27 protein-coding genes, 1 pseudogene and 1 riboswitch are annotated in these 20,643 nt (G+C 33.7%); of the genes and pseudogenes, 24 read left to right on the top strand and 4 right to left on the bottom strand.

Annotated features, from left to right (window positions below; translation table 11 throughout):
• The first annotated feature begins 43 nt into the window (after nt 1-43).
• From MKX53_RS09760 to MKX53_RS09685, 16 genes are all read left to right on the top strand, one after another.
• Nucleotides 44-382 (top strand): hypothetical protein, encoded by a 339-nt coding sequence (locus tag MKX53_RS09760; RefSeq protein WP_340910930.1) that lies wholly within the window; start codon nt 44-46, stop codon nt 380-382.
• Nucleotides 383-573: 191 nt separating this feature from the next.
• Nucleotides 574-978, top strand: a complete 405-nt coding sequence (locus MKX53_RS09755) for a hypothetical protein (RefSeq protein WP_340910928.1) — start codon at nt 574-576, stop codon at nt 976-978.
• 130 nt (nt 979-1,108) lie between these two features.
• Entirely contained in the window at nt 1,109-1,435 is a 327-nt protein-coding gene (locus MKX53_RS09750; protein ID WP_175496133.1) for an ArsR/SmtB family transcription factor, read from the top strand.
• On the top strand, nt 1,422-2,120 hold the full coding sequence (locus MKX53_RS09745) for an SRPBCC domain-containing protein (RefSeq protein WP_340910926.1): 699 nt from the start codon (nt 1,422-1,424) through the stop codon (nt 2,118-2,120). The genes MKX53_RS09750 and MKX53_RS09745 overlap by 14 nt, the downstream gene beginning before the upstream one ends.
• A gap of 194 nt (nt 2,121-2,314) precedes the next feature.
• The gene (locus tag MKX53_RS09740) at nt 2,315-2,983 is read left to right on the top strand and encodes a DUF4030 domain-containing protein (protein WP_340910924.1); all 669 of its coding nucleotides are present in this window, start codon (nt 2,315-2,317) and stop codon (nt 2,981-2,983) included.
• Nucleotides 2,984-3,139: 156 nt separating this feature from the next.
• Complete coding sequence (locus MKX53_RS09735) at nt 3,140-3,649, top strand: MepB family protein (RefSeq protein ID WP_340910922.1); 510 nt, start codon at nt 3,140-3,142, stop codon at nt 3,647-3,649.
• Between the two features lie 99 nt (nt 3,650-3,748).
• Nucleotides 3,749-4,890, top strand: a protein-coding gene (locus tag MKX53_RS09730) for an IS3 family transposase (RefSeq protein WP_340910158.1) whose coding sequence is annotated in 2 segments (ribosomal slippage) — nt 3,749-4,019 and nt 4,019-4,890 — 1,143 coding nt in all. Because the reading frame shifts where the segments join, the coding sequence is not laid out codon by codon here.
• Nucleotides 4,891-5,342: 452 nt separating this feature from the next.
• Nucleotides 5,343-5,771, top strand: a complete 429-nt coding sequence (locus MKX53_RS09725; protein WP_093533855.1) for a cytidine deaminase — start codon at nt 5,343-5,345, stop codon at nt 5,769-5,771.
• A gap of 268 nt (nt 5,772-6,039) precedes the next feature.
• Nucleotides 6,040-6,570 carry a sigma-70 family RNA polymerase sigma factor gene (locus MKX53_RS09720; RefSeq protein ID WP_340910921.1) on the top strand — a complete coding sequence of 177 codons (531 nt, stop codon included), beginning with the start codon at nt 6,040-6,042 and terminating at the stop codon, nt 6,568-6,570.
• Nucleotides 6,554-7,846 carry a DUF4179 domain-containing protein gene (locus tag MKX53_RS09715; RefSeq protein WP_340910919.1) on the top strand — a complete coding sequence of 431 codons (1,293 nt, stop codon included), beginning with the start codon at nt 6,554-6,556 and terminating at the stop codon, nt 7,844-7,846. The genes MKX53_RS09720 and MKX53_RS09715 overlap by 17 nt, the downstream gene beginning before the upstream one ends.
• Before the next feature lie 183 nt (nt 7,847-8,029).
• Nucleotides 8,030-8,161 (top strand): hypothetical protein, encoded by a 132-nt coding sequence (locus tag MKX53_RS09710; RefSeq protein WP_281249734.1) that lies wholly within the window; start codon nt 8,030-8,032, stop codon nt 8,159-8,161.
• 296 nt (nt 8,162-8,457) lie between these two features.
• A complete protein-coding gene (locus MKX53_RS09705; protein ID WP_340910918.1) occupies nt 8,458-9,126 on the top strand; it encodes a DNA alkylation repair protein in 669 nt (222 codons plus the stop codon).
• Between the two features lie 307 nt (nt 9,127-9,433).
• Nucleotides 9,434-9,811, top strand: coding sequence for a hypothetical protein (locus MKX53_RS09700; protein WP_340910916.1), 378 nt, complete (start codon nt 9,434-9,436; stop codon nt 9,809-9,811).
• Nucleotides 9,812-10,095: 284 nt separating this feature from the next.
• Nucleotides 10,096-10,308 (top strand): hypothetical protein, encoded by a 213-nt coding sequence (locus MKX53_RS09695; protein WP_340910915.1) that lies wholly within the window; start codon nt 10,096-10,098, stop codon nt 10,306-10,308.
• Nucleotides 10,309-10,431: 123 nt separating this feature from the next.
• A complete protein-coding gene (locus tag MKX53_RS09690; protein WP_340762426.1) occupies nt 10,432-10,902 on the top strand; it encodes a DinB family protein in 471 nt (156 codons plus the stop codon).
• A gap of 553 nt (nt 10,903-11,455) precedes the next feature.
• On the top strand, nt 11,456-11,668 hold the full coding sequence (locus tag MKX53_RS09685) for a hypothetical protein (protein WP_340910914.1): 213 nt from the start codon (nt 11,456-11,458) through the stop codon (nt 11,666-11,668).
• A 197-nt stretch (nt 11,669-11,865) separates the two neighbouring features.
• Here MKX53_RS09685 and MKX53_RS09680 read toward each other — a convergent pair whose 3' ends face one another.
• Nucleotides 11,866-12,180, bottom strand: coding sequence for a DMT family transporter (locus MKX53_RS09680; RefSeq protein WP_340910912.1), 315 nt, complete (start codon nt 12,178-12,180; stop codon nt 11,866-11,868).
• Nucleotides 12,180-12,521 (bottom strand): DMT family transporter, encoded by a 342-nt coding sequence (locus MKX53_RS09675; protein ID WP_340910911.1) that lies wholly within the window; start codon nt 12,519-12,521, stop codon nt 12,180-12,182. The genes MKX53_RS09680 and MKX53_RS09675 overlap by 1 nt, the downstream gene beginning before the upstream one ends.
• 69 nt (nt 12,522-12,590) lie before the next feature.
• Nucleotides 12,591-12,689: riboswitch (guanidine-I (ykkC/yxkD leader) on the bottom strand.
• 165 nt (nt 12,690-12,854) lie between these two features.
• Between MKX53_RS09675 and MKX53_RS09670 the strand changes: the two genes are divergently transcribed.
• From MKX53_RS09670 to MKX53_RS09650, 5 genes are all read left to right on the top strand, one after another.
• Nucleotides 12,855-13,775 carry a GNAT family acetyltransferase gene (locus tag MKX53_RS09670; protein WP_340910909.1) on the top strand — a complete coding sequence of 307 codons (921 nt, stop codon included), beginning with the start codon at nt 12,855-12,857 and terminating at the stop codon, nt 13,773-13,775.
• Between the two features lie 255 nt (nt 13,776-14,030).
• Nucleotides 14,031-14,642, top strand: coding sequence for a DUF6434 domain-containing protein (locus tag MKX53_RS09665; RefSeq protein ID WP_340910907.1), 612 nt, complete (start codon nt 14,031-14,033; stop codon nt 14,640-14,642).
• 481 nt (nt 14,643-15,123) lie between these two features.
• Nucleotides 15,124-15,669, top strand: coding sequence for a hypothetical protein (locus MKX53_RS09660; protein WP_340762421.1), 546 nt, complete (start codon nt 15,124-15,126; stop codon nt 15,667-15,669).
• Between the two features lie 261 nt (nt 15,670-15,930).
• The gene (locus MKX53_RS09655; protein WP_340910906.1) at nt 15,931-16,497 is read left to right on the top strand and encodes an RNA polymerase sigma factor; all 567 of its coding nucleotides are present in this window, start codon (nt 15,931-15,933) and stop codon (nt 16,495-16,497) included.
• Nucleotides 16,475-18,049 carry a DUF4179 domain-containing protein gene (locus MKX53_RS09650; RefSeq protein WP_340910904.1) on the top strand — a complete coding sequence of 525 codons (1,575 nt, stop codon included), beginning with the start codon at nt 16,475-16,477 and terminating at the stop codon, nt 18,047-18,049. The genes MKX53_RS09655 and MKX53_RS09650 overlap by 23 nt, the downstream gene beginning before the upstream one ends.
• A 420-nt stretch (nt 18,050-18,469) precedes the next feature.
• On the opposite strand, the pseudogene MKX53_RS09645 reads toward MKX53_RS09650, so the two are convergent.
• A pseudogene (locus tag MKX53_RS09645) lies at nt 18,470-18,571 on the bottom strand (YitT family protein); the annotation flags it as partial.
• 113 nt (nt 18,572-18,684) lie between these two features.
• Here MKX53_RS09645 and MKX53_RS09640 point away from each other — a divergent pair.
• The 3 genes from MKX53_RS09640 to MKX53_RS09630 are packed head-to-tail and all read left to right on the top strand — an operon-like array spanning nt 18,685 to nt 19,860.
• Nucleotides 18,685-19,137, top strand: a complete 453-nt coding sequence (locus tag MKX53_RS09640) for a MarR family winged helix-turn-helix transcriptional regulator (protein ID WP_340910902.1) — start codon at nt 18,685-18,687, stop codon at nt 19,135-19,137.
• A gap of 25 nt (nt 19,138-19,162) precedes the next feature.
• Complete coding sequence (locus tag MKX53_RS09635) at nt 19,163-19,672, top strand: GNAT family N-acetyltransferase (protein ID WP_340910900.1); 510 nt, start codon at nt 19,163-19,165, stop codon at nt 19,670-19,672.
• A gap of 26 nt (nt 19,673-19,698) precedes the next feature.
• A complete protein-coding gene (locus tag MKX53_RS09630; protein ID WP_340910898.1) occupies nt 19,699-19,860 on the top strand; it encodes a hypothetical protein in 162 nt (53 codons plus the stop codon).
• A gap of 273 nt (nt 19,861-20,133) precedes the next feature.
• On the opposite strand, the gene MKX53_RS09625 is transcribed toward MKX53_RS09630, so the two are convergent.
• The gene (locus tag MKX53_RS09625) at nt 20,134-20,283 is read right to left on the bottom strand and encodes a hypothetical protein (protein ID WP_340762418.1); all 150 of its coding nucleotides are present in this window, start codon (nt 20,281-20,283) and stop codon (nt 20,134-20,136) included.
• Nucleotides 20,284-20,643: the final 360 nt, after the last annotated feature.

Below are 20,643 nucleotides of genomic sequence, written 5' to 3'. Positions count from 1 at the left end.
ACAGAGTAAATAAAGCGGTGATTTAGTGTAAGGAGGTACTCATTTGAAGAAAATAATAATAGGTTTAGTAGTTACTCTGATAATGTTTTTTTTATACTTTTATCAGTCGCCAATTCTTAGTACAGGCGAAGCTATAAACAAAGCAGAAAAATATTTTCTAAATCCCCCAGAAGAGTGGAAAAACTCAATATCTTTCAATGATTTAGAGGAAATCCCACCTGAAAATATTAGTGTGAATCTCGCACAAAAGCAAGGGTATTGGAATGAAATAACGAATAACATGAAGTGGGAAGTTACAATTAAATACACTGGACAAGAATTAACTATAGTGATGGACGCATACACTGGAGAATTTATAAATTTATATGGACCATTAAATTAAAACCATTACTCCTATTGAACTAAAGCAGCAGGTTAGTTGAAGAAGGAATCCAATAATTAAGAAATTTCTTTTGAAAACACTTGGAACGAAAAAACAAATATTAGTATTAGGCAGTATTGGGGTACGATACAAGTAGATAAATGATTTAATAATAATGTTATGGTATAATTGGGAAAAAAAGGAGTGGTCTTATGAAAAAGATAATTCTTTCAGTCTTATTGCTAGTCTTAGCCTTTCCTACTTTTTTTATAAAAACAGAAGCTGCAATGCCTACGCCTACAAAAATTATGTGGGATAACATGGAGCTTAAAACAGGACAAATAGGTAGGGTGACGATGTTAAAATCAGGATTTACCATATCTAAATATGAAAATGGTGAATTTCGTCCAGCTAGAGTTGTTAAAAAAGGTGAAGTATTTAGAGTTTACGGAATTAAAGTAGAAACTTACGCAACTCATTTAGATTTGGGCAACAATTTATGGGCATATCTTAGCAGCCATAGAAGTGATGGTAGTAATGTTTATTTTCAAAAGACCGTTAATTATGAAACACCCTCAAAGTCTAAATTAGCATTGCTAAAAGAGTATAATAAATAATTTCAAGAAAACCATTATTTTTAATCAAATAACGTGTGCTTCAACTAAAGATCATCGGGTAGCTTAAGCTGCCCTTTTTTCTAGAATTCATATAACTAATTGGTTATATGTGAAAGGTGAGGGGATGATAATGCCAGATGTTTATCGAGCATTAGGTGATTCAACGCGGCGAGGTATATTAAGTATGCTTAAACATGGAAACAAAACCCAAAAAGAGTTAGTCAAAGCATTTGATATTTCTCAACCAGCAATAAAGAAGCATTTGAATATTTTATTGGAGGAAAAAATTATTTCAGAGAGCTGGGATGGGAAGTATCGTATCTATTCATTAAATCCTGAGGTTCTCCAAATTGCCTACAATGAGGTGCATCAGTACATCGGAGAACTACTTGATAATCAGCTCGTAAGTCTAAAAAACTATGTAGAAAAAGGAGAATTTCAAGATGAACTGGATTAAGGATTCTATAAAGAGAGAAATTATTGTTAACGCCCCTTTGAAGCAAGTTTGGGATGCATTGACTAAGCCTGAGCATTTAAATCGTTGGTATACAAAAAATGCTGTGATAGATTTTCGTATAGGTGGAAAAGGATATATGAATCATGGATGGGAGGCAACATCTCAGGGTGTTTTTACAGAAATAGATACAATGAAACGTTTTGTACTTCAGAGCCTTGATGGCGATTTTACTACCATTACTTCATTAGAAAAAGTTAAAAATGGAATTCAAGTGAGTATTGAGTATCAGGCTACCTTTATTGGTGAAATGAATCAATATAAAAAGGAAAATATGTTGTTTGGAACAAGTCAATTCTTAGAAAATCTAAAGAGTGTCTATGAAACTGGTACCGATAATCGTACAAAGTTCTGGAAAGCATGGATAGGTATTGCTCACACAACAAACGAAGGGGAGAGAGGTACAAGAGTTTTACAGGTGAAGGAAGGTTCGGTAGCTGCAACTGCTGGACTTAAACCTGAAGATATTATAGTGGAGATCGATGGAGAAGAAATTGAAGGATATAAATCATTTGAAAAAACATTGAATGAAAAAACTGTCCATTACAGTGTTAATTTAACAATAGTCAGGAAAAGTGAAAGGTTACGGATAGACTGTCTTGTGGATGCTTATCCTGTACCTTACTAATATTATGAAAAACATGCTATCTAAGAGCGTCTCTTTTTAACTTATGCCTCTATTTCATTTTATGAAAATGAATTAAAGAATATAGATATATTTCTTCTTCAACTAAAGGGTACTTTACTTCAAGAAGTACATTGTGTTTTTTGGGGGGACTTTTTAGTTGGTTTATGACATACCTTCTTAAAAGGAGGGATAATATGTTAAAAAGGATATTGATTATTACTGGAATACTTATAGTGGGAATAGGTTCATTTAACCTGTTAAATAAACAATCAGAAGTTGATACTGCTATTGCCAATAAAGAACCAGAACCTTTATCTACTAAAGAAAATGAGCTCCATTTTTCTACATTGAACGAGGTAACTGAAAAAATCCATGAGAAGTATGATGAGTTGGAATTTGGTGTAAGTTCAAATTCGGAGATAAAATTGAGAGTACAAGTTAAAGAGAATGAAGAATATTTTAATTCAGTAAAAAAGGATATTGAGTCCATTGCAAAAAATGCAATTAAATCTTCCACGTTAAAGGACTATACAGTTGTTGTAGAAAGAATGGATTTATCTTTTGTTACTGTAGAAACTGAAAATATAAACAAAGAACTCTCACATATAGCATTGAGTCTAATGGAAGGTCTTAAACACAACGACCTATTCGAAAATATAAATACTGAGTATCAAAATGAGTTTGAAAAATCTATTACCATTCAAACTTCCATAAAAGGTTCAGATAAAGATGCACATGAGTTAGCAATGGAAATTGAAGCTACAGTGAATGAAATCCTACATTCTAAGGAACTAAATTCTATATCTAATACTGACTCTTATGAAATTAAAATATTGAATGCCAAAGGGAAAAAAGTAAATTAGTTAATATTGGCATCCCTTCTTCTACTTAACGGGTGATTTAGTTCAAGGGAGTAGAGCCTTTTTTTTATTGAACTAAGCGGCAGGTTAGTTTAAGAGTGTTGTTTAACCTGTATTCAACAATCGGGTTCGATTATTAGAAATTGGAGGGGTGGAATAATGAATGATTTTTATACTGCATTAAGTTATGTAAATAAAATGATTTACGAGCCAAATGACTTAACTGTAAAATCTGTTCAGGAAGAAAAGCAAAATTCTAAGTATGGGGCTGGTACATTTCGGTTATCTTCGAAAACAGTTCGTTTCAGAGTTGCAAATATAACCCCCACAAAATTAGGACAGTTTGTGGCATTTGGGGAAAAAGACGAAAATAATAAAAACCAACCATTTACATATGAGGAAACACCTGATTTATTAGTTATAACTACTTTTCAAGATGATAGTAAGTTTGGACAATTTATTTTTCCAAAAGAAATACTTTTCAAACATAATATTCTTAGGTCCAGTTCAACAAAGGGGAAAATGGCAATAAGAGTTTATTCTAGTTGGGATAACCCGACTAGTGAGCAAGCGTTGAAAACTCAAAAATGGCAGTTGCCTTATTTTGTAGATATGAGTGATCAGATTAAATTACCCATAGACAAAATAATAGAACTCTATTCGCTTTAATACCATGGGCACTGACCTAAACAAATGAGACAAATAAAAACACCTTTCGTTGAAAAACGGGTATACAATACCTAAATTCAATGCGGAGGTGTTTTTTCTATGGGGACAAGAGTTAGTTATCCAGCAGAAGTGAAAATGAAGGCAATTGAAATGCGCTTGGCTAAGGTGCCGGTAAAAGAAGTAATGGATCAGTTGAACATTCGTAATAAGACGCAATTAAAGACATGGATGCGGTGGTATCGAAATGGAGAAATCCACCGTCTCCATCAACCAATTGGTAAACAATATACCTTCGGTAAAGGGCCAGAATACGACAGTGAGACAGCCAAGTTACAGTTGGAGAATCGGTACTTGAAACAGCAAATTGAAGTCTTAAAAAAGTACGCAGAATTGGAAAGGAAGTGGCGCCAAAAGTAGTCATCCAATTAGTCAAAGAATTAAAGGACATTATGCCAATAGGCGAGATTTGTCGGCACCTAGGTGTAGGTCGCTCATCCTACTATCGTTGGAGAAAGAATGCGGATCAACTCACTCAAAAAGAAATTCGAGATCAGCAGATTGGCGACTTATGCAAACAACATAGGTTCCGATATGGTTATCGCAAGATTGCCACTCTGTACCCAGGAGTTTGTGAGAAGACTGTGCAGCGTATCATGCAAATAAATGGTTGGCAATGTAAAGTTAAGGTGAAGAAACGCAAGCGTACCGGGCAGCCCGCATATGTCGCACCGAATTTATTGGCACGGGATTTTACAGCATCTAAGCCCTTGGAGAAGTTAGTCACAGATATTACGTACTTGCCTTTTGGCCAATCGATGATGTATCTTTCTAGTATTCTAGATGTCTACAATGGGGAGATTGTGGCACAAACTATTGGATTTAAACAAGACACCGACTTTGTGTTGGACACGCTCTATCAATTGCCTGAGCTACCCGAAGGGTGTATTCTGCATAGTGACCAAGGTTCCGTTTATACATCCTATGCTTATCAAAAAGCAGTCAAAGAAAAAGGAATTATCATGAGCATGTCCCGCAAAGGCACGCCAGCTGATAATTCCCCTATCGAAACGTTTCACTCCTCGCTAAAGTCAGAAACGTTCTACCTCGACGAAATTTACCGCACAACTAATGCGCGTGTGATAAGTATCGTCGAAGAATACATTACTTATTATAACAATATCCGTATTCAAACGAAACTAAACAGCCAATCGCCGGTTCAATACCGTCAATTGGCTGCATAATAGGGGTTTTTATTCTTGTCTCAAAAAGGGTAGTCAGTGCCATGCAAACGGGCGTTATTGTTTAATAAATGACTCTATTCTTATTCACCTAACAGGTGCTTTACTTTAAAATTCAGGTAGGTCATGCTGACGATTTAGCTTGGTAAAAGAGATACACAAACAATGTAAGGATTATTCAACTAACAAGGTGCTTACTTCATTAAGAAGTGAAGCACTTTTCTTATTGAAGTAAAAAACTGATTTTTTCAAAAAGTTAATCTAATTTTAGTGCTCAAAGGTTATAATTAGAGTTAGAAAAAAATCTCAACTAATGGGTGATTACTTTATTAATGAGTAAAGCACTTTCTAATCGAGCTAAGAAGCAGAAGCAGTAATAAGGAATTATATGTTGAATCAGACATTGTGGTGATTTTAATAAATAAATTTTATTTAGACTATTGGGAGGAATTTGATTGAAAATCGAACAAAAATTATATGAATCAGTTATTGAACTTATAGAAAAGAGATACCCCGTTGGTTGGGGTGGAGCTGCGGCGATTGCTTTAGAAGATGGGTCTATACATACTAGTGTAGCTCCTGATGTTATAAATGATTCAACTGTAGTATGTATGGAAACTGGTGCTATCTTAGAAGCTCATAAATTAAATAAAAAGGTGACACACTCACTTTGTGTTGTCCGCGACGACGAGAAATCTAAATTCAAAGTCCTTTCTCCCTGCGGGATATGTCAAGAAAGGTTGTTTTATTGGGGCCCAAATGTAAGAGTTGCAGTTACACTGCCTGGTCAAGAACTAACTTTTAAATCATTATCAGAAGTTCAACCTTACCATTGGACAGGGGCTTATGATGAATACAAAGAAAAGTGGAATATTCTAAAGTAACTTCTTCCACTTAACGAGGTGCTTTACTTCAAGAAGGAGTAAAGACTTTTTTCTAATTGAACTAAAGCAGCAGTTTAGATGAAGAAGGAATCGAACCTCTTGCATGGAAATAGGCTAAGCATAGTTATAAAAAAAGAGTGCGTCTCTACCAACAGTAGAGACGTTTTTATGTTGAATAATCTTTTTTCAATATAAGTTATACTCGAATTGCAACGAAAAGGTCATCTCATTCATCTAACGTTTGTAAGAAGAGAACGGAGGGAAGTCATTGCTTTTGCAAAACACATTTATAAAGGCTCAGAAAGGGGATAAAAAAGCATTTCTTCAATTAGTAGAAAGTGATAAAGAAAAGCTTTATAAAATGGCATATTTATATGTTAAGAACGAGAATGATGCTTTAGATATCGTTCAAGAAACAATCACTAAAGCGTATGCCAGTATAAAGACTGTAAAAGAGGAAAGGTATTTCAGTACATGGCTTACGAGGGTTCTTATCAATACAGCGTTGGAGTTTTTAAGAAAATCATCCAAAATAATCCAACTTGACGAAGAGATACCGGAGAGACAGTTTCCGAATGTGAAAATTGAAGAAAAACTGGATTTATTACATGCAATAGAACAGTTAGAAGATAAATATAAGACGGTCATTATTCTTCGTTATTATAGGGATTTACCTGTGCAACAAATAGCAGTTTGTCTAAATTGTCCTGAAGGAACAGTGAAATCGAATTTACATCGGGCAGTTCAAAAGCTGAAACAGTTTTATCAGGGAGGACAAGTAAATGGACAAGGATATTAAAAAATCAATTGATTCAATTCCAGTACCTAAACAAAAGCTAGACGCAGCCATTGAAGAAGGGTTAAATACAAGCGAAAAACAAATTATGCCTAAAAGGAAAAAAATAGGGATACTCGTGATGTCATGTGCTGTGGCATTTGGTTTACTGATTAGCTTAGGGTTTCTTTCTCCTACTATGGCTGGTGTGCTTGCAAGGGTACCTTTACTTGATTCCATTTTTACATCAGTTGGTGATAAGGGTTTACGAGTTGCTATCCATGATGAAAATGCAGTTTTGTTAAACGAAACGATAACTAGCAATGGAGTTTCATTAAAGGTTCAGGAAGTGTTATATGATGGTACACGCCTTGCGTTTTCATTTGTACAGGATAAAGCTGAATCGATTACTACACACCGTATTGAAGTAAACGGTGAAGAAATCAACGCTCCAATAAGTATGAATGGTGAGTATTTAGCAAACGGACAATTTGTTGGACTTATCCAAATGTATCCAACAGAGTCCTTACCAAAAGAGTTTAATTTAAACGTATCCATAATAAGAATAGGTGAGACCATAGGTGATTGGCAGTTTGAAACACATGTATTACAAACCGATAATCATCCTGTGAATTTAGGGATAGGGCAACAGGCTGAATTAAATGACCTTTCCTTTGAAGTGAAAAAATTCGAGAGTACAGATTCAGCTATAAGTTTGCACATATTTTTTAAAGGAACTCCCGAAGCTTTATATAATCATCAAAAGGAAAGATTAGAATTATTCTTGTTAGACCAAAATGGAAATTCTCTACCCGTGATAAGTCAATCAGGTTCAGGTGATGAGAAAGGTATGCTTCACAAATACGTGTACGAACCGCTTAGTGAGGAAGTAAGTGATCTTACAATTAGTCCTTTCTTTGTGCCGGAAATCACTGAAAGGAAGGAGAATACAGAAATATTGGAACAAAATCGTTTGCCCTTAACAATTTCACAAGGTGAGATGGGAGATATAGTGGTGACGAGAATGGAAGAAGAAAACGAACTAACTGCAGTTTACTTTGAATCGACAAGTTCATTCCCGTTCGGTACAAATTTTGAGATGAATCATTTATGGGTGGGAGATAGTGACGGTAATTATTTAATTGCAGAAGGAGGTTATCCTAAAGCGATTGGTAAAAATAAATATAAAATGTATATTAACGATACAAAAGACAATGGAGAAATAATTATTAAAACAATTAATATTCCAAAAATGACGCTAAATCAAGAAGCTCAAATTACAGTCAAAATTCCACGATAAGGCTACCAGCTGAGATTCTGGTGATGATTCTATGCCTTCATTTAGAAGTGAATTTACTCTTTATAAACTAACGGATGCTTAACTTCAAGAAGGAGTATCCTCTCGACTTCTAGAATACAAAGATATGGACAAATTCTATGTCAAGGTGGGTAAGAGATGGGGTTGTTAGGGAGAGTGGTTTTTTTGCAAAGATTACGAGTTGAGCTAGTGGAAAAAAGAAAACAAGTTACCAATGACCTTCAAATTGATGAAATTGACAAGCAAATACGGAAGATAAATCTAGAGATACAGAATATTAGTAGATTGGCAGAATAAAGTACAATTCCCTTCTTAATAACGGGTGCTTTACTTCAAGAAGGAGTAAAGCTTTTTTTTATTGAATTAACGAAGCAGGTTATAGGGGCGTATATGAATAAACATAAAAAGACATTCATTTTTGAAAAGGTAATACTATTAATTTTGATAGTGGCAATTGATATTTAAATATGCTGAGTTTAGCAGAACATATTATGTATATTGCTATGACAGTCAAATAAGCATTGTTCAAATAACGAAATTAAGTTCTTGATATCATATTAGGAAATAATGTTTAAATAAAGGAGGTATATAAAATGGATGAAAAAAAAGATACAGAAATAAAACGCTCTTCAAAAGCAGAAAACATTTTACCTCAGATTAATAGTAAAACTAAGCTAGGAGACTTACGAAAAATCGCGAAGGACATTAAAAAAGATCACGAACTAGCTATGGAACTTTGGTCAACCGAAGAGTTTTTGCCTAGATTATTAGCAATCTTAATTATGGACAAAAAACTTCTTTCACAAGATGTGCTAAATAAGCTTGATAAGGATATGCAGACTCACAGTTTTGTTGAGCGAAATAACTTAATGGATTGGTTAATGGCTAATCAGCTCACCAAAGACAAGAAGAATATTGTATTGATGGAGTCATGGGAAAATAGTCCTTCTGCTCTTCAAAGGCGAGCTTTCTGGTATTATCAAGGGCGATTACGATGGACTGGACAAACACCTCCTGATAACACCGCAGACTTGCTATCTGCATTAGAAGCCAATATTACACAGGAAGAACCGGAAGTTCAATGGGCTATGAATTTTACCGCAGGCTGGATAGGCGTTTATGATGAAAAGAATCGTGCACGTTGTATTAAACTTGGTGAGAGAACGGGTCTTTACAAAGATGAAATAGTAGCAAAAGGATGTACTCCCAGCTATTTGCCTGAGTTCATTACGATTGAATTTAACAAACGACATAGTAATTAGTTACCTAATTTATTGGGTGCCTACTCATATAGAGTGCGTCAGACTAACGGATGGGCTCGATGACATATAGTTGATCGAACTTCTTCGCCAACCGTAGTATCCTATACTCATTTTTTCATTTTAATTCTCTGTGGTGTTGTGCTAGTTTTGTGCAACATGGATGGCTAACGGGTGCTTTACTTCAAGAAGAGGTAAAGCATTTTTTTAATTGAAGTATCGCCGCAGGTTAGTTTAATGAGAAAAAACAGAATAATGCGAAACTACTAACGCTATTCATACGTATATAGACTAAAGGAAGTGTGACCAAATGAAGAAAGTTAATGTATTTATTATTGTTCTTATGCTACTTTCAATGACCTGTTTATTAGCTTATGATTTCTTTCCTGTTTTAATTGATCTCATTTACTTGCCACAATCACTTGTTGTTGCACTCTTGATAATCATAGTTATTTTCAGTATTTTATCTAACAGGTTTCAAAAAGGTAACTCAAGATTAATTCTACTTTGGCAATTGGTTTCAATGTTGTATATGTTTTTGTTAGTTGTTGCATTTACAGTTCTCGGTGGTATTTCACAAGTCGGAATTTCTTTAAATAATCCAGTCTTATGGGTTGTTATTCTTATTAGTATTTATGAGATATACGTACAAAGTAAAAAAGTAAAAGTATCAAATTCGATTACTTGAAGAAAGCGTACTACTTCTGATTTAAACACTTAAGAACACCAACTTTCTATATATAAATTATCATATTTACGAATTCCAAACTAATAAGTTTCCAAATTTTTATTCGACCATAATGTGTAATAAAAGAGACGGTGCTTATTCAACTAACGGGGCTGTACTTCATGAAGGAAAAGCCCTTTTCTTATTGAACAACGTGGCTGGTTAGTTGAATAAGGGTTTAATAAATGTAACTATTTGAAAAATTTGAATGATGTTATAATTTGAATATAAAGGGGAGATTTGAAATGACGAGAAATAAGATTTTTGAATGGATTGGATTTGTCATCATTATCATTTCGATATATGCTAATGCTTCTTTTCGTGCAGATGGTATTACAACTGGTACAGGAATAAATTTAAGCGTAATCGGAATAGTTGTGGGTGTAATTCTTACTTTTACATTTTTCTTTATTAGGAAATATAGAAATAAAGAAGCATTTAACAGATCTGTAAATTAAATAGCTAACCAGTTTCTACATTTTTTTTCAAATGGTTGCTTTACCTCAAGAAGGAGTAATGTTTTTTTCTTATTGAATTAAAGCCACAGGTTATTTTAATAGAAGGATGTAGAGGAGGATTAGATGAATAAATATTGTAAGAGTGCATTACATCAAATTAAAGTCGCTGTAACTACAATTGTTGAGATGATAGAAAAGTTAGAAGAAAATGACTTGCAAAAAAGACCTACACCCAGTAAGCATTCCATAGGAGAACTGCTAGAACACATAGCTATTATTTGTGTAGCCGATTCACTTATATCGGACGGCGCATCCCAAGACAAGATGAATAAATTTTATTCAAGTATTTCTTATAAAAGTCTAAATGAGATAAAAGAAGCATTAATAAACAATCATCAATTTTTAGAAGATAAATTTATGAATTTTACAGAAGTCGAACTTCAAGAGGAAATTAGTTCTTATTGGGGCGTAACATATTCACGATATGAATGGTTGTTAGAGATTGTAGCTCATATTTATCATCACAGAGGGCAATTACACTCTATGCTTGTTCATTGTTATGGGATAGACCCAAAAACTCCATTGTTTGAATAGAACTTTACTATTCAACAAACGAGTGAGTTAGTAAAATATTCGCTTTCCGAATAATCAATTTGGTTTTTTCAAAAATAGACAAATAACATTAAAACTTAAATAAGTTTTAGTACCTAGTATCATGATAAAACACTGTTATAATTGGACAACATAAAGAACCTGCTCAGATTAGTTAATCAGGAAGGGGCAAGAACAATGAATAGATTTGTATTGCCACACATGTATTTGTTTTTTGGAATCATATTATTTATTTTGGCAGAATTCACCGTTCCTGCAGGAGGCTTTTATTGGCTTACATTTTTCATTTCAATAACATGCATTGTTACTGGTGTGATATGGAATGTCATTTTGTTATTATTTAAAAAGAGAAGTTAATCGAATAGCATAACTTATACCAATGAATTAAACTAACGAGGTGCTTTACTTCAAGAAGGAGTAAAGCCTTTTTTCTTATTGAACTAAAGCAGCAGTTTAGTTGAAGAAGCGATTGGTAACTATATTGGATTGAGTTCCAAATGTAAAGATATAAATACATAAATAAGGTGGTTTACTGATGGGTGTATTGTCCTTAATTGCAGGAGTTATTTGTATAGTTATTTCGTTGTTTATTTTCATACCCAGTATAAAGAAAGCTGATTCTACTAAGGAAAAGTGGAGTGAGTTTTTTGATTTTGTTTTAGACCCTTTTACAGGATTAACAGCTTTGTTTTACTTAGGACTTCTACTAATGCTATATGGCTTATTTAGGATATCAAGTTTGCTTTGATTATTATACTAACGGGTGCTCTACTTCAACAAGTGGTTGCCAGCAAGAGTAGCATTTTCTTATTGAACTAAAGAAGCAGAATTGTTAAAAAAGCAATTCTAAAGCAGTAGTTTAGTTCAATAAAAATAAAAATAAAGAAGATAATTTGCTTGTTTTAAAACAAATTATCTACTTCATATGACAATCTATAAGCTCATTTATGAGACGATTTTTAGACCAATTGCAGCACCTAAGACCATCCCTATAAAAACAAGTCTTCTCCAATCTTTTGATTCCCCATATAATAGCATACCTAAAATTGCCCCACCAGAAGCACCAATTCCTGTCCAAATTGCATAAGCTGTTCCCATAGGAAGTGTTTTCATTGAATAAGCAAGAAATATAAAACTAGCCCCAAACGCGAGAATTAATAGAACTAATGATTGCCAATTACGGTCATTGTGCAATTTATTTATCATACCAACACCAAACATTTCAAATACGCCTGCAACAACCAAAGAAACCCACGCCATTAAGATTCAACTCCTTCTTTATCGATGTCTTTAGTAACTAATTTCAAACCAATTACCCCTCCCAATAAAACTAAAATTAAAATAACTTTTGCTATTTTAAATGGTTCACCAAAAAATACGATGTCCGAAAAAACTGTTCCGGCTGTACCTAGTCCTACAAAAACCGCATAGACAGTCCCAACAGGCAGTTTTTTGCCAGCCATAATCATTAAATAAAAACTAACGATAATAGCAATAACAGTTCCAGTCCAAGTCCAAAAGTCATCTGCATGTTTTAATCCAATAACCCAAAAAACTTCGAAGAAAGCAGCGAGTGCTACTTTAACCCAGTTTGTATTCATTTAAATAACCCCTCCTTTTATATTCTATAAAAACAAAAAAAGCCCGAGAGACAACTGTATGAAAACAGTTTCTCCCAGGCTTTTATCCTTCCGTGACACAGCATAGCTGTGAGTTTTCTCTCGGACCAGACCAACATAGATAGTTGCGGAACCCTAGAAAACATTTAATGTATGCAATTAACTTGTATTATACACAATATTAGAATGAAAATCTATCTTCTTACACTAAGGGGCTCTTTACCTCAAGAAGGAATTAAGCTTTTTCCCTTATTCCACTAGAGGGGCTGGTTAGTGGAAGAACAATGTAGAATTACTATATTGGAGGTGATGGAAATGTTGAGAAGTGACTATGCTATAAAACGTAATAATTCTCCGAATATCGAGGTTATCAAAGATATATTATCAAAATGGGTGTGGGATGATGATTTCACTTATCGCTATTTTTTAAGAGGTGTACACATCAAGAATAATATTTGTACATATGAAGCTTACGAGGATAAAAAGTTGGTAGGTTTAATAACTGCTTGGAAATCTGCATTTCATCCATCTTGTACATACTTTTCAATGGTTACAAAACAACATACTGGAAATGAAATTGAAGCTGTTTTAATCGAAGCTTTATACAACTTTAAAAATATTCAATTACCACTACAAACTTCTATTTGGGAATCTTCGTATGGACTAAAAACATTCTATGAAGAAGTTGGTTTCTTAGAAGTTAGAAGGACATATATGCCTTTGTTAAGAACCTCAATGATGGATTTCCAACAAGTCTTCCCTGATGTTAATGAACAAGATATCTGCATACAAGACTTTGATAGTATAGATAATCACAAAGAACTAAAATTCAAATTGATAAACCTTGTAAGAGAAAACTATGAGATAGCTCATTCAGTTAATCCTGTTGGAGTTCACAGCTTTCAGAAATGGGAAGAGCTAATTTTTAATGAGGATACAATTAAAAGTGGAAGTTTTGTTATTTTAAAGAATAATGAGATACAGGCTTATTCCTTGTTACATTATTCGAATACCCCCAATCAATTTGAATTTGGATGGAGAGGATGTAGGAAGAAAACGGATGTTCGAAATATGTTAATTTTAACAGCATCCCAAATAAATTATGCCTTTGAAAAAGGAGTAAAATATATTGAAGCTGAAGTAGATACTACTGACTATTTTTCAGTAGAAATGTTAAAATTCTTTCCCTTTTCTCCAGCTCCGACATTATTGACTGTTCAAAAAAAGGACATATGATGATTAGTGTTCTGCAATATTGTGAAAGTCTACACTTAAACTAACGTGCTTATTTAAACAAGTGGTTGCCTGCCGGTGCAGAGGTAGCTCCTTTTTCTAATTAACTACCGTCGCTCGGTAATGCAAGAGTTCTGGCTCCTTTTGCTCTGGTTATCTCATGGTATATTACGAATATCTAGAGATACTTTAAAAAACAGAAATCCAAATGATGGTATTATATAATATTATATAAAAACATAACTGGGGATGAGGTAATTGAGACCTTTATTAAATAAAGAAATAAATGTACAAGAGTTTCGTAATTTCTATTGGTTGAAAGAAGAGTTGCAAACATTTTGCAGAGAGAATGGGATGAGTGCTTCTGGTTCTAAGATTGAGATATCGGACAGAATTGCAATTTTTCTTCAAACAGGGAAAATACAAAAGCCACTGAGGAAAGTAAAGTGCTCTTCGAAAGAAACAACAGCAACAGATTTAAGTCTTGATACTGTCATTACTGAAAATCATCGTTGCAGTCAAGAAGTAAGAGCCTTTTTCAAAACGGCGATTAATCCTAAGTTTCACTTTTCAACTTATATTCAAAACTATATTAAGAACAATATTGGAAAGACATATAATGATGTTGTAAATGCTTGGAATGAAGAAGAGGAAAGCAAGAAAGACCCTTCTTACAAAAAACAAATAGGTTCACAATTTGAATACAATCAGTTCACCAGAGACTATTTCGCGGATTCAGAAAACAAGGAGAAAAATCGAGAGGATGCAATTAAAGCATGGAATAGGATTAAAATGCTACCTGGTAGCAACAAATACCTTTCAAAGAATGACCAGAGATCCATTAATCTTACTTCTGAAGTTAAGGAATAAGGAATTTAAACAGTGTAAAGAAGTTGAATAAATGAAAGGACCTTTAGGATATCTTTATTGTTCTTTTTACATTTTCGGCGCAGTTGTATTGATTTTCACAGTTGTATTTTTTAATCCAGATGAATTTGGCATAGCAAATAGGTTTGGTTTACCAAACTTTCCAGATCATCCATTTAGGATGATATTGGAAGGTGTTTCCCTTATCATCATTTATGGTTATATACGTTTAAAGATGAGGATTCTGGTTAATGATTTTATATTCATTTGGATGGCCTGGTATTGTCAACATGACAGATCCACAATATCATTTTAGTATCGGTGAAGAATCATATTCTCTTTGGATTACTGAAGATTCTGGGACAATAATGAACTCAAAAGACACGCATACGGTTTATACGTTATCTAGTAATTCAGTCCAAAAAATTTATGAGTTTGTTAATAAAGGATAAGAAGGTATAAAACGTATAGGGGGTATATTTGGGTGTTTAAAAAAAATATACAAGCCGTTATTTGGGCTTTCATTGCTATTGTTCTCGTTATGATTTGGCTCTTGCCACGAGGAGATGACAAGGAACAAATAGCAGGTGAAATTAATAATCATTGGAACGTTGCAAACATAAATCATATTGAAGTAATTGATGACAATAAATCAGTTGCTTTTTCCCAAACTGTTGATGGTAATGAGATGGAAGTGTATCTAGAAAAATCGTTGTTTTCTTGGGAGAAAAAAAGTGACTATTCCTTTAACCCAGAAGGAATAACTGAACCAATCCATCTTTCATTTTTTAGTTCTCCTTTTAGCAATGAAGAAGAATTTAATGCTGTTTTACTAAGGGTATTCGATAAAGAGATTGATAGCGTACAAATTGTCAAAGGTGACGATACAATTCATAATTTTAAACTTCTTACTAAGGATTCAGGTAAGAAATTTGCATTGTTTAGAACGAAAAGTGATGAATTATTTGATGCTGAGTATATTGCTTACAATAGCGAGGGTGAAGTAGTTTATATGAAGCCAGCACAATAATCTTTTAAGGTACATAATAAAATTCTAAGTACTAACGAGAGCTTTACTTCAAGAAGAGGTAAAGTTTTTTTATTGAACTAATAGAGTTTCGTTCTATAACAGGATAAAATCGGTCACATAAAATGTACGATTTTTCGAGCTATTCAATATGTCGAATAAAATTTAATTGGCAGTAAATGAAATTATTTAACTATATAACTCGTTATAAGAGGAGAGAGGAAAAACAAGGCATCTCTAAAATTGTTTTAGAAGGAGGTTCATATGGAAGAAGAGTTGAAGTGGATTCAAGAGGTATTAACTGGCAATAAGCAGGCGTATTCTCACATTATTGATAAATACAAAAACCCGCTATATGCGACTGTTTTACGGATGACGAAAAATCCGCAAATTGCTCAAGACTTAGTTCAAGAGGCATTCATAAAGGTATATCACCAACTAGGAAAGTTCGATCATAAGGGATCGTTTTCTAGTTGGATTTATCGGGTGACTATAAACCATTGTATGGATGAGTTTAGAAAGAAAAGCTACCAATTGAAACAAGTACAAATAAACGAAGAAAGAGTTGAAGATTCTAATCATCCAGAGATAATTTTATTGAAAAAGGAAAAAAGTAGACAGTTAGAACGATTGATCTCGACGCTTCCTGAAGATGAAAGACTGATTATTCTATTACGATATGTGAATGAATTAAGTTATGAGGAAATAAGTGAACTGGTTGAAGTTCCCCTTTCAGGAGTTCGAAATAAACTTCACCGAGCAAAGAAAAAAATGAGAGAAACAATAAATCGTGAAGGAGGATATTTTTATGAACTGTCCGAAGGCCGATAAACTTTCCCAGTACGCGGATAACCTACTAACACAGCAAGAACACTCTCAAATACATATACATCTAAACACTTGTGTTACTTGTTCGAGTATTGTTCAACTTTTTAAAGAGGAACAGGAATTTTTAAAGATTAATTTACAATCACCAACATTACCAGATCATTTTGCATCACTTGTATTGGAACAACTGGAACCTTATGAACAGAAGGATGTTCGAAGAAAAAGAATGATTTGGAAACGTATCGTTCTACTGGCTGCAAGTATTATGTTAGCTGTAGTTTTAACTGCAACATTAAGTCCTACCTTTGCCCAGATAATAAGTGGCATGTTTAGTACCAAGCAGGTCGATGAAGGATTAAATATGGCATCAGTTGATGGGCTAGGTGAAAGGGTTGATTTGGAAGTGTCAGATCAACAACTTACATTGAAAGTGGAGGACGTAATTGTAGATTCATCGCGAATAGCATTGTCTTTACAAGTCATAGATGAAAAAGGTATTGTAGTAAGGCCAAATATAGATCATTCAATAAAAGGTAACCAAATCTCCGTTTCTGGTTTTAATGGTGAGTACAATTATACAATGGGTTACAGATTGGATGGAGGATTAGATTATAATTCTTTTCAAGTATTTATTGATGAACCTGGATTAGAGAAAGTAACAATCAACTTTCATCTGGTAGAATTAAATGGCAAACAGGGAAACTGGGACTTAGAAATACCAGTGGAAATAACAGGGAACAAAGATATCAAAAAAAGTGTGAATCTTAATAAAGAAAAACAGACGATAAATGGCGTAACAATTAATTTAAAAGAAATAAAATTCGCACCCACATCGAATAGTTTGCTGTATGAAACTTCATACGAAGCATCAGAACAATTAGTAATCGAGAATGATTTTAAAGCTTTAAATGAACAGTACGGATTGGATACCAGGGAACTTGCTTCCTATGGAACATCTATTAAATATCATATAGAAAATAAGGAAAACAATGTCATAATGAAATTTTCTCCATATATTCAGGACGAACCTATGGATGATAAAATAATCATTAGTTCTGCAAACGAAAAAGGTAAAATAGGGCATGCTGCCTGGAAAGAAGTATTTGTACCTGATAAAAATGACAGCAATCTCACATTTGTATTGGATGGTGTTTATAAAGTAATTCCCACTAATTTTTCCGTTAAGTTTAATCCTAAAGAAGTAAAAGAGAATCCTGTAACGTTTAAATATATGGGAAAAGAAGTAACAATAAAAAAGGCTGAATTACAAAGTAGTGCCAATACAAGTGATCCAGGTATATTTGAAATTGAAATGGCAGTGAATCAAGAAAGTAATGAAATGGAATTTGGTAAGTGGGTGTTGAAAGAAAATACTGGAAGGTATTTTAGACTTGATAGTGAAACTACGACAGGAGAGATGGAAGATTACAACCATACGCTCTACTTCAAAACGACTGGTTTAGATGACATCCCGGAAGAAATGTCTTTACACCTTCTTACTGCAACTAGCTATTATGAGGCAGATAACAAATGGCGAGTTCCTTTATATGAATAAATAAGTCAATAGGATAGAGAATGGAGAACCAAGTATCTTCCTCAATAAATCCTAATATCGAAGTATTGCTTTTTATACTTTCTATAGGATGTTCTACCGTTAAATTGAGGGTCAAGAGCAACTAGTTAGTTCTTTCTATTCAGGTGAGATGCCATAAGTGATACGTTAAAAATCCAAGCACAAAAAGATAATAGTGTTAGTCTATTGATGTGCAAATTAAGAGATTTTTTTAGCCTCAATCCTAAATGGTTCCCTACAAATCACACTTTATTTTAAAGCTACAAAGATGTAAAAACCACTTTCCATAAGTTATTGGAAAGTGGTTTTTTCATGAAGCAAAGGTAGTGTATCTTTTGCTCTTTTGTTTATGTATGGCATCTACTTGGTGTATTAGTATAAGTTCCGTATTTAGAGTTAGTCTACTAGAAGTGCATCAAATGGCGACGTTCCAAAATCTAATGTGCCGTCAATGAAATTGGGAGTTAACATTAAAATCCCTATTATATAATAAATATACTTCACATTAATCAAGCTCTACATCATTATCTTTATTGCAAATGCAACAATATTAGTTTAAGGTGAATGTAGATTTTATTATTGCATTTACAACAAAGATATTTACGGAGGAGCTATTTATGAAAGAAATTTTGCGTGAAATTGGCATGATTGCTAGGGCATTGGATTCCATCAGCAACATAGAATTCAAAGAGTTTGAACTAACAAAAGGTCAGTACTTGTACCTGGTGAGGATTTGTGAGAACCCGGGAATTATCCAGGAACAGTTAGTAGAGATGATTAAAGTGGACCGGTCTACGGCAACTCGTGCTATCCAAAAACTAGAGTTGAACGGCTTTATTGAGAAAAAAGGTGCCGCGAACAATAAAAAGATCAAAAAACTATATTCAACGGAGAAAGGGAATACGGTCTACCCATTCATTAAAAGAGAAAATGAATACTCCAACCATGTTGCATTAGAAGGATTTTCTGAAAAAGAAGCAGAAACCACATTCGATTTTTTGCACCGAATCAGAAAAAATATCGAAAAAGACTGGGAATTAGTTAAAAAGGGAAACAAAAGAAACTATTAATATACTAAAGGAGTTGCCTTGTTTAATGACGATAAAGAAATGTACTCTTGAAGATTCACTTAACCTCCAAGCCATCAGTGTGGAAACCTTTACTGAGACTTTTAAGGACCATAATTCCCCTGAACACCTAAATGCCTATTTGGAAAGGGCATACAACGTGAACCAACTAAAACAAGAATTAACTAATCAGTCTTCACAATTCTTTTTTGTTTATTATAATCAGGAAGTCGCTGGATACCTCAAAACTAATACTGGTGATGCCCAATCGGAAGCAATGGGTGATGACTCACTTGAAGTCGAGCGTATTTATGTGAAGAAGAAATTCCAAAAACATGGGTTAGGGAAGCATCTACTCAATAAAGCAGTGGAAATCGCGAAAGTACAGAAGAAAGAGAAAATCTGGCTTGGCGTATGGGAAGAAAATGAAAATGCCATTGCGTTCTATAAGAAAAAAGGGTTTTTGCAAACGGGTGCTCACTCTTTTTATATAGGCGATGATGAGCAAGTGGACTTGATCATGACCAAAATACTCTGATATTATTTTGTGAAAGGGAGAACGTAGTGTATATCGCGAACTTTCCAGATAAAGAATCTATTATTCGAACCCTGCTAAATTGGATAGATGAACCGCTTACGGACCGTAAAGCTGTATATGAGTTGTTTAAAAGTGAGGGGGAGTGGGCAAGTGTAAACTTTACACTTGAAGCAAATATTTCTTATTAAACGAACAGGCTTTACTTCAAGAAGAGGTAAAGCCGTTTTTTAATGGGCTAACGTAAGCAGTTTAGTTTAAGAAGGAATTCTGAGGACGATTGGTGAAATAACCAATCAGTATATTCAAAAGGTAATTATTTTGATTGGGGTGAGTAACATAATTATTCGAAAGCTTATCTCCGCGGTAATGGCTTGTGTCTTGGTTATGGTAAATTTTTCATTCTCAGGACAGACAGGTCTTGCAATCATAGTTGGTATTTATCTATTTCCAATTCTTTTAATTTATGGAGTACCAGCATCTGTTTTCTCTGATTTCGTTACAAAAAAACTAAAATCTTTTCCTAGAGTAATTTTGGCATTATTTATGCACTTATTCCTAGCTGCTTTGTTTGTTGTAACTCCAGCTTTACTTTCTGGTAGCGAAATATTCAACTTTTACTTCATTATTTCTCTTTTATCTTCTTTTCTGTTCTACTGTAGTGATGAATTTCTTAGGTCAAAATTAGCCAAATACTTGTATCAGAAGGTTTTTTTGTCTGAAAGAGCTAAAGAGTTATGTAAAAAGATTGGGAACTTGAGAATTTAGAGAGGTAGTATCATCTTGTTTAACGAACGTTATCGAAAGGGAATAAGATATCTTTTCTTATTGAATGAAAGTCGCTGGTTAGTCAATAATACTGACGAGCGAAACTAATGATAGCTATAAAACATAAATAATCTTTTAAGGAACGATGGAAGCAATGACTGAAATGAATAAAAGGACGGTATTATGGATTAATAAAAAGCCCAATT

This window comes from Psychrobacillus sp. FSL K6-4615 (assembly GCF_038008225.1).
Lineage (GTDB): Bacteria > Bacillota > Bacilli > Bacillales_A > Planococcaceae > Psychrobacillus > Psychrobacillus psychrotolerans.
This window is presented reverse-complemented; position numbering and strand designations above follow the sequence as displayed.

Excerpts from the sequence above, each read along its gene's own strand:
- MKX53_RS09755 (WP_340910928.1), top strand. The coding sequence starts at position 574 with ATGAAAAAGATAATTCTTTCAGTCTTATTGCTAGTCTTAGCCTTTCCT.
- MKX53_RS09675 (WP_340910911.1), bottom strand. The coding sequence starts at position 12,521 with ATGAATACAAACTGGGTTAAAGTAGCACTCGCTGCTTTCTTCGAAGTT.
- MKX53_RS09735 (WP_340910922.1), top strand. The coding sequence starts at position 3,140 with ATGAATGATTTTTATACTGCATTAAGTTATGTAAATAAAATGATTTAC.
- MKX53_RS09655 (WP_340910906.1), top strand. The coding sequence starts at position 15,931 with ATGGAAGAAGAGTTGAAGTGGATTCAAGAGGTATTAACTGGCAATAAG.
- MKX53_RS09715 (WP_340910919.1), top strand. The coding sequence starts at position 6,554 with ATGGACAAGGATATTAAAAAATCAATTGATTCAATTCCAGTACCTAAA.
- MKX53_RS09650 (WP_340910904.1), top strand. The coding sequence starts at position 16,475 with ATGAACTGTCCGAAGGCCGATAAACTTTCCCAGTACGCGGATAACCTA.
- MKX53_RS09635 (WP_340910900.1), top strand. The coding sequence starts at position 19,163 with ATGACGATAAAGAAATGTACTCTTGAAGATTCACTTAACCTCCAAGCC.
- MKX53_RS09640 (WP_340910902.1), top strand. The coding sequence starts at position 18,685 with ATGAAAGAAATTTTGCGTGAAATTGGCATGATTGCTAGGGCATTGGAT.
- MKX53_RS09700 (WP_340910916.1), top strand. The coding sequence starts at position 9,434 with ATGAAGAAAGTTAATGTATTTATTATTGTTCTTATGCTACTTTCAATG.
- MKX53_RS09670 (WP_340910909.1), top strand. The coding sequence starts at position 12,855 with ATGTTGAGAAGTGACTATGCTATAAAACGTAATAATTCTCCGAATATC.
- MKX53_RS09750 (WP_175496133.1), top strand. The coding sequence starts at position 1,109 with ATGCCAGATGTTTATCGAGCATTAGGTGATTCAACGCGGCGAGGTATA.
- MKX53_RS09705 (WP_340910918.1), top strand. The coding sequence starts at position 8,458 with ATGGATGAAAAAAAAGATACAGAAATAAAACGCTCTTCAAAAGCAGAA.
- MKX53_RS09690 (WP_340762426.1), top strand. The coding sequence starts at position 10,432 with ATGAATAAATATTGTAAGAGTGCATTACATCAAATTAAAGTCGCTGTA.
- MKX53_RS09695 (WP_340910915.1), top strand. The coding sequence starts at position 10,096 with ATGACGAGAAATAAGATTTTTGAATGGATTGGATTTGTCATCATTATC.
- MKX53_RS09680 (WP_340910912.1), bottom strand. The coding sequence starts at position 12,180 with ATGGCGTGGGTTTCTTTGGTTGTTGCAGGCGTATTTGAAATGTTTGGT.
- MKX53_RS09740 (WP_340910924.1), top strand. The coding sequence starts at position 2,315 with ATGTTAAAAAGGATATTGATTATTACTGGAATACTTATAGTGGGAATA.
- MKX53_RS09685 (WP_340910914.1), top strand. The coding sequence starts at position 11,456 with ATGGGTGTATTGTCCTTAATTGCAGGAGTTATTTGTATAGTTATTTCG.
- MKX53_RS09745 (WP_340910926.1), top strand. The coding sequence starts at position 1,422 with ATGAACTGGATTAAGGATTCTATAAAGAGAGAAATTATTGTTAACGCC.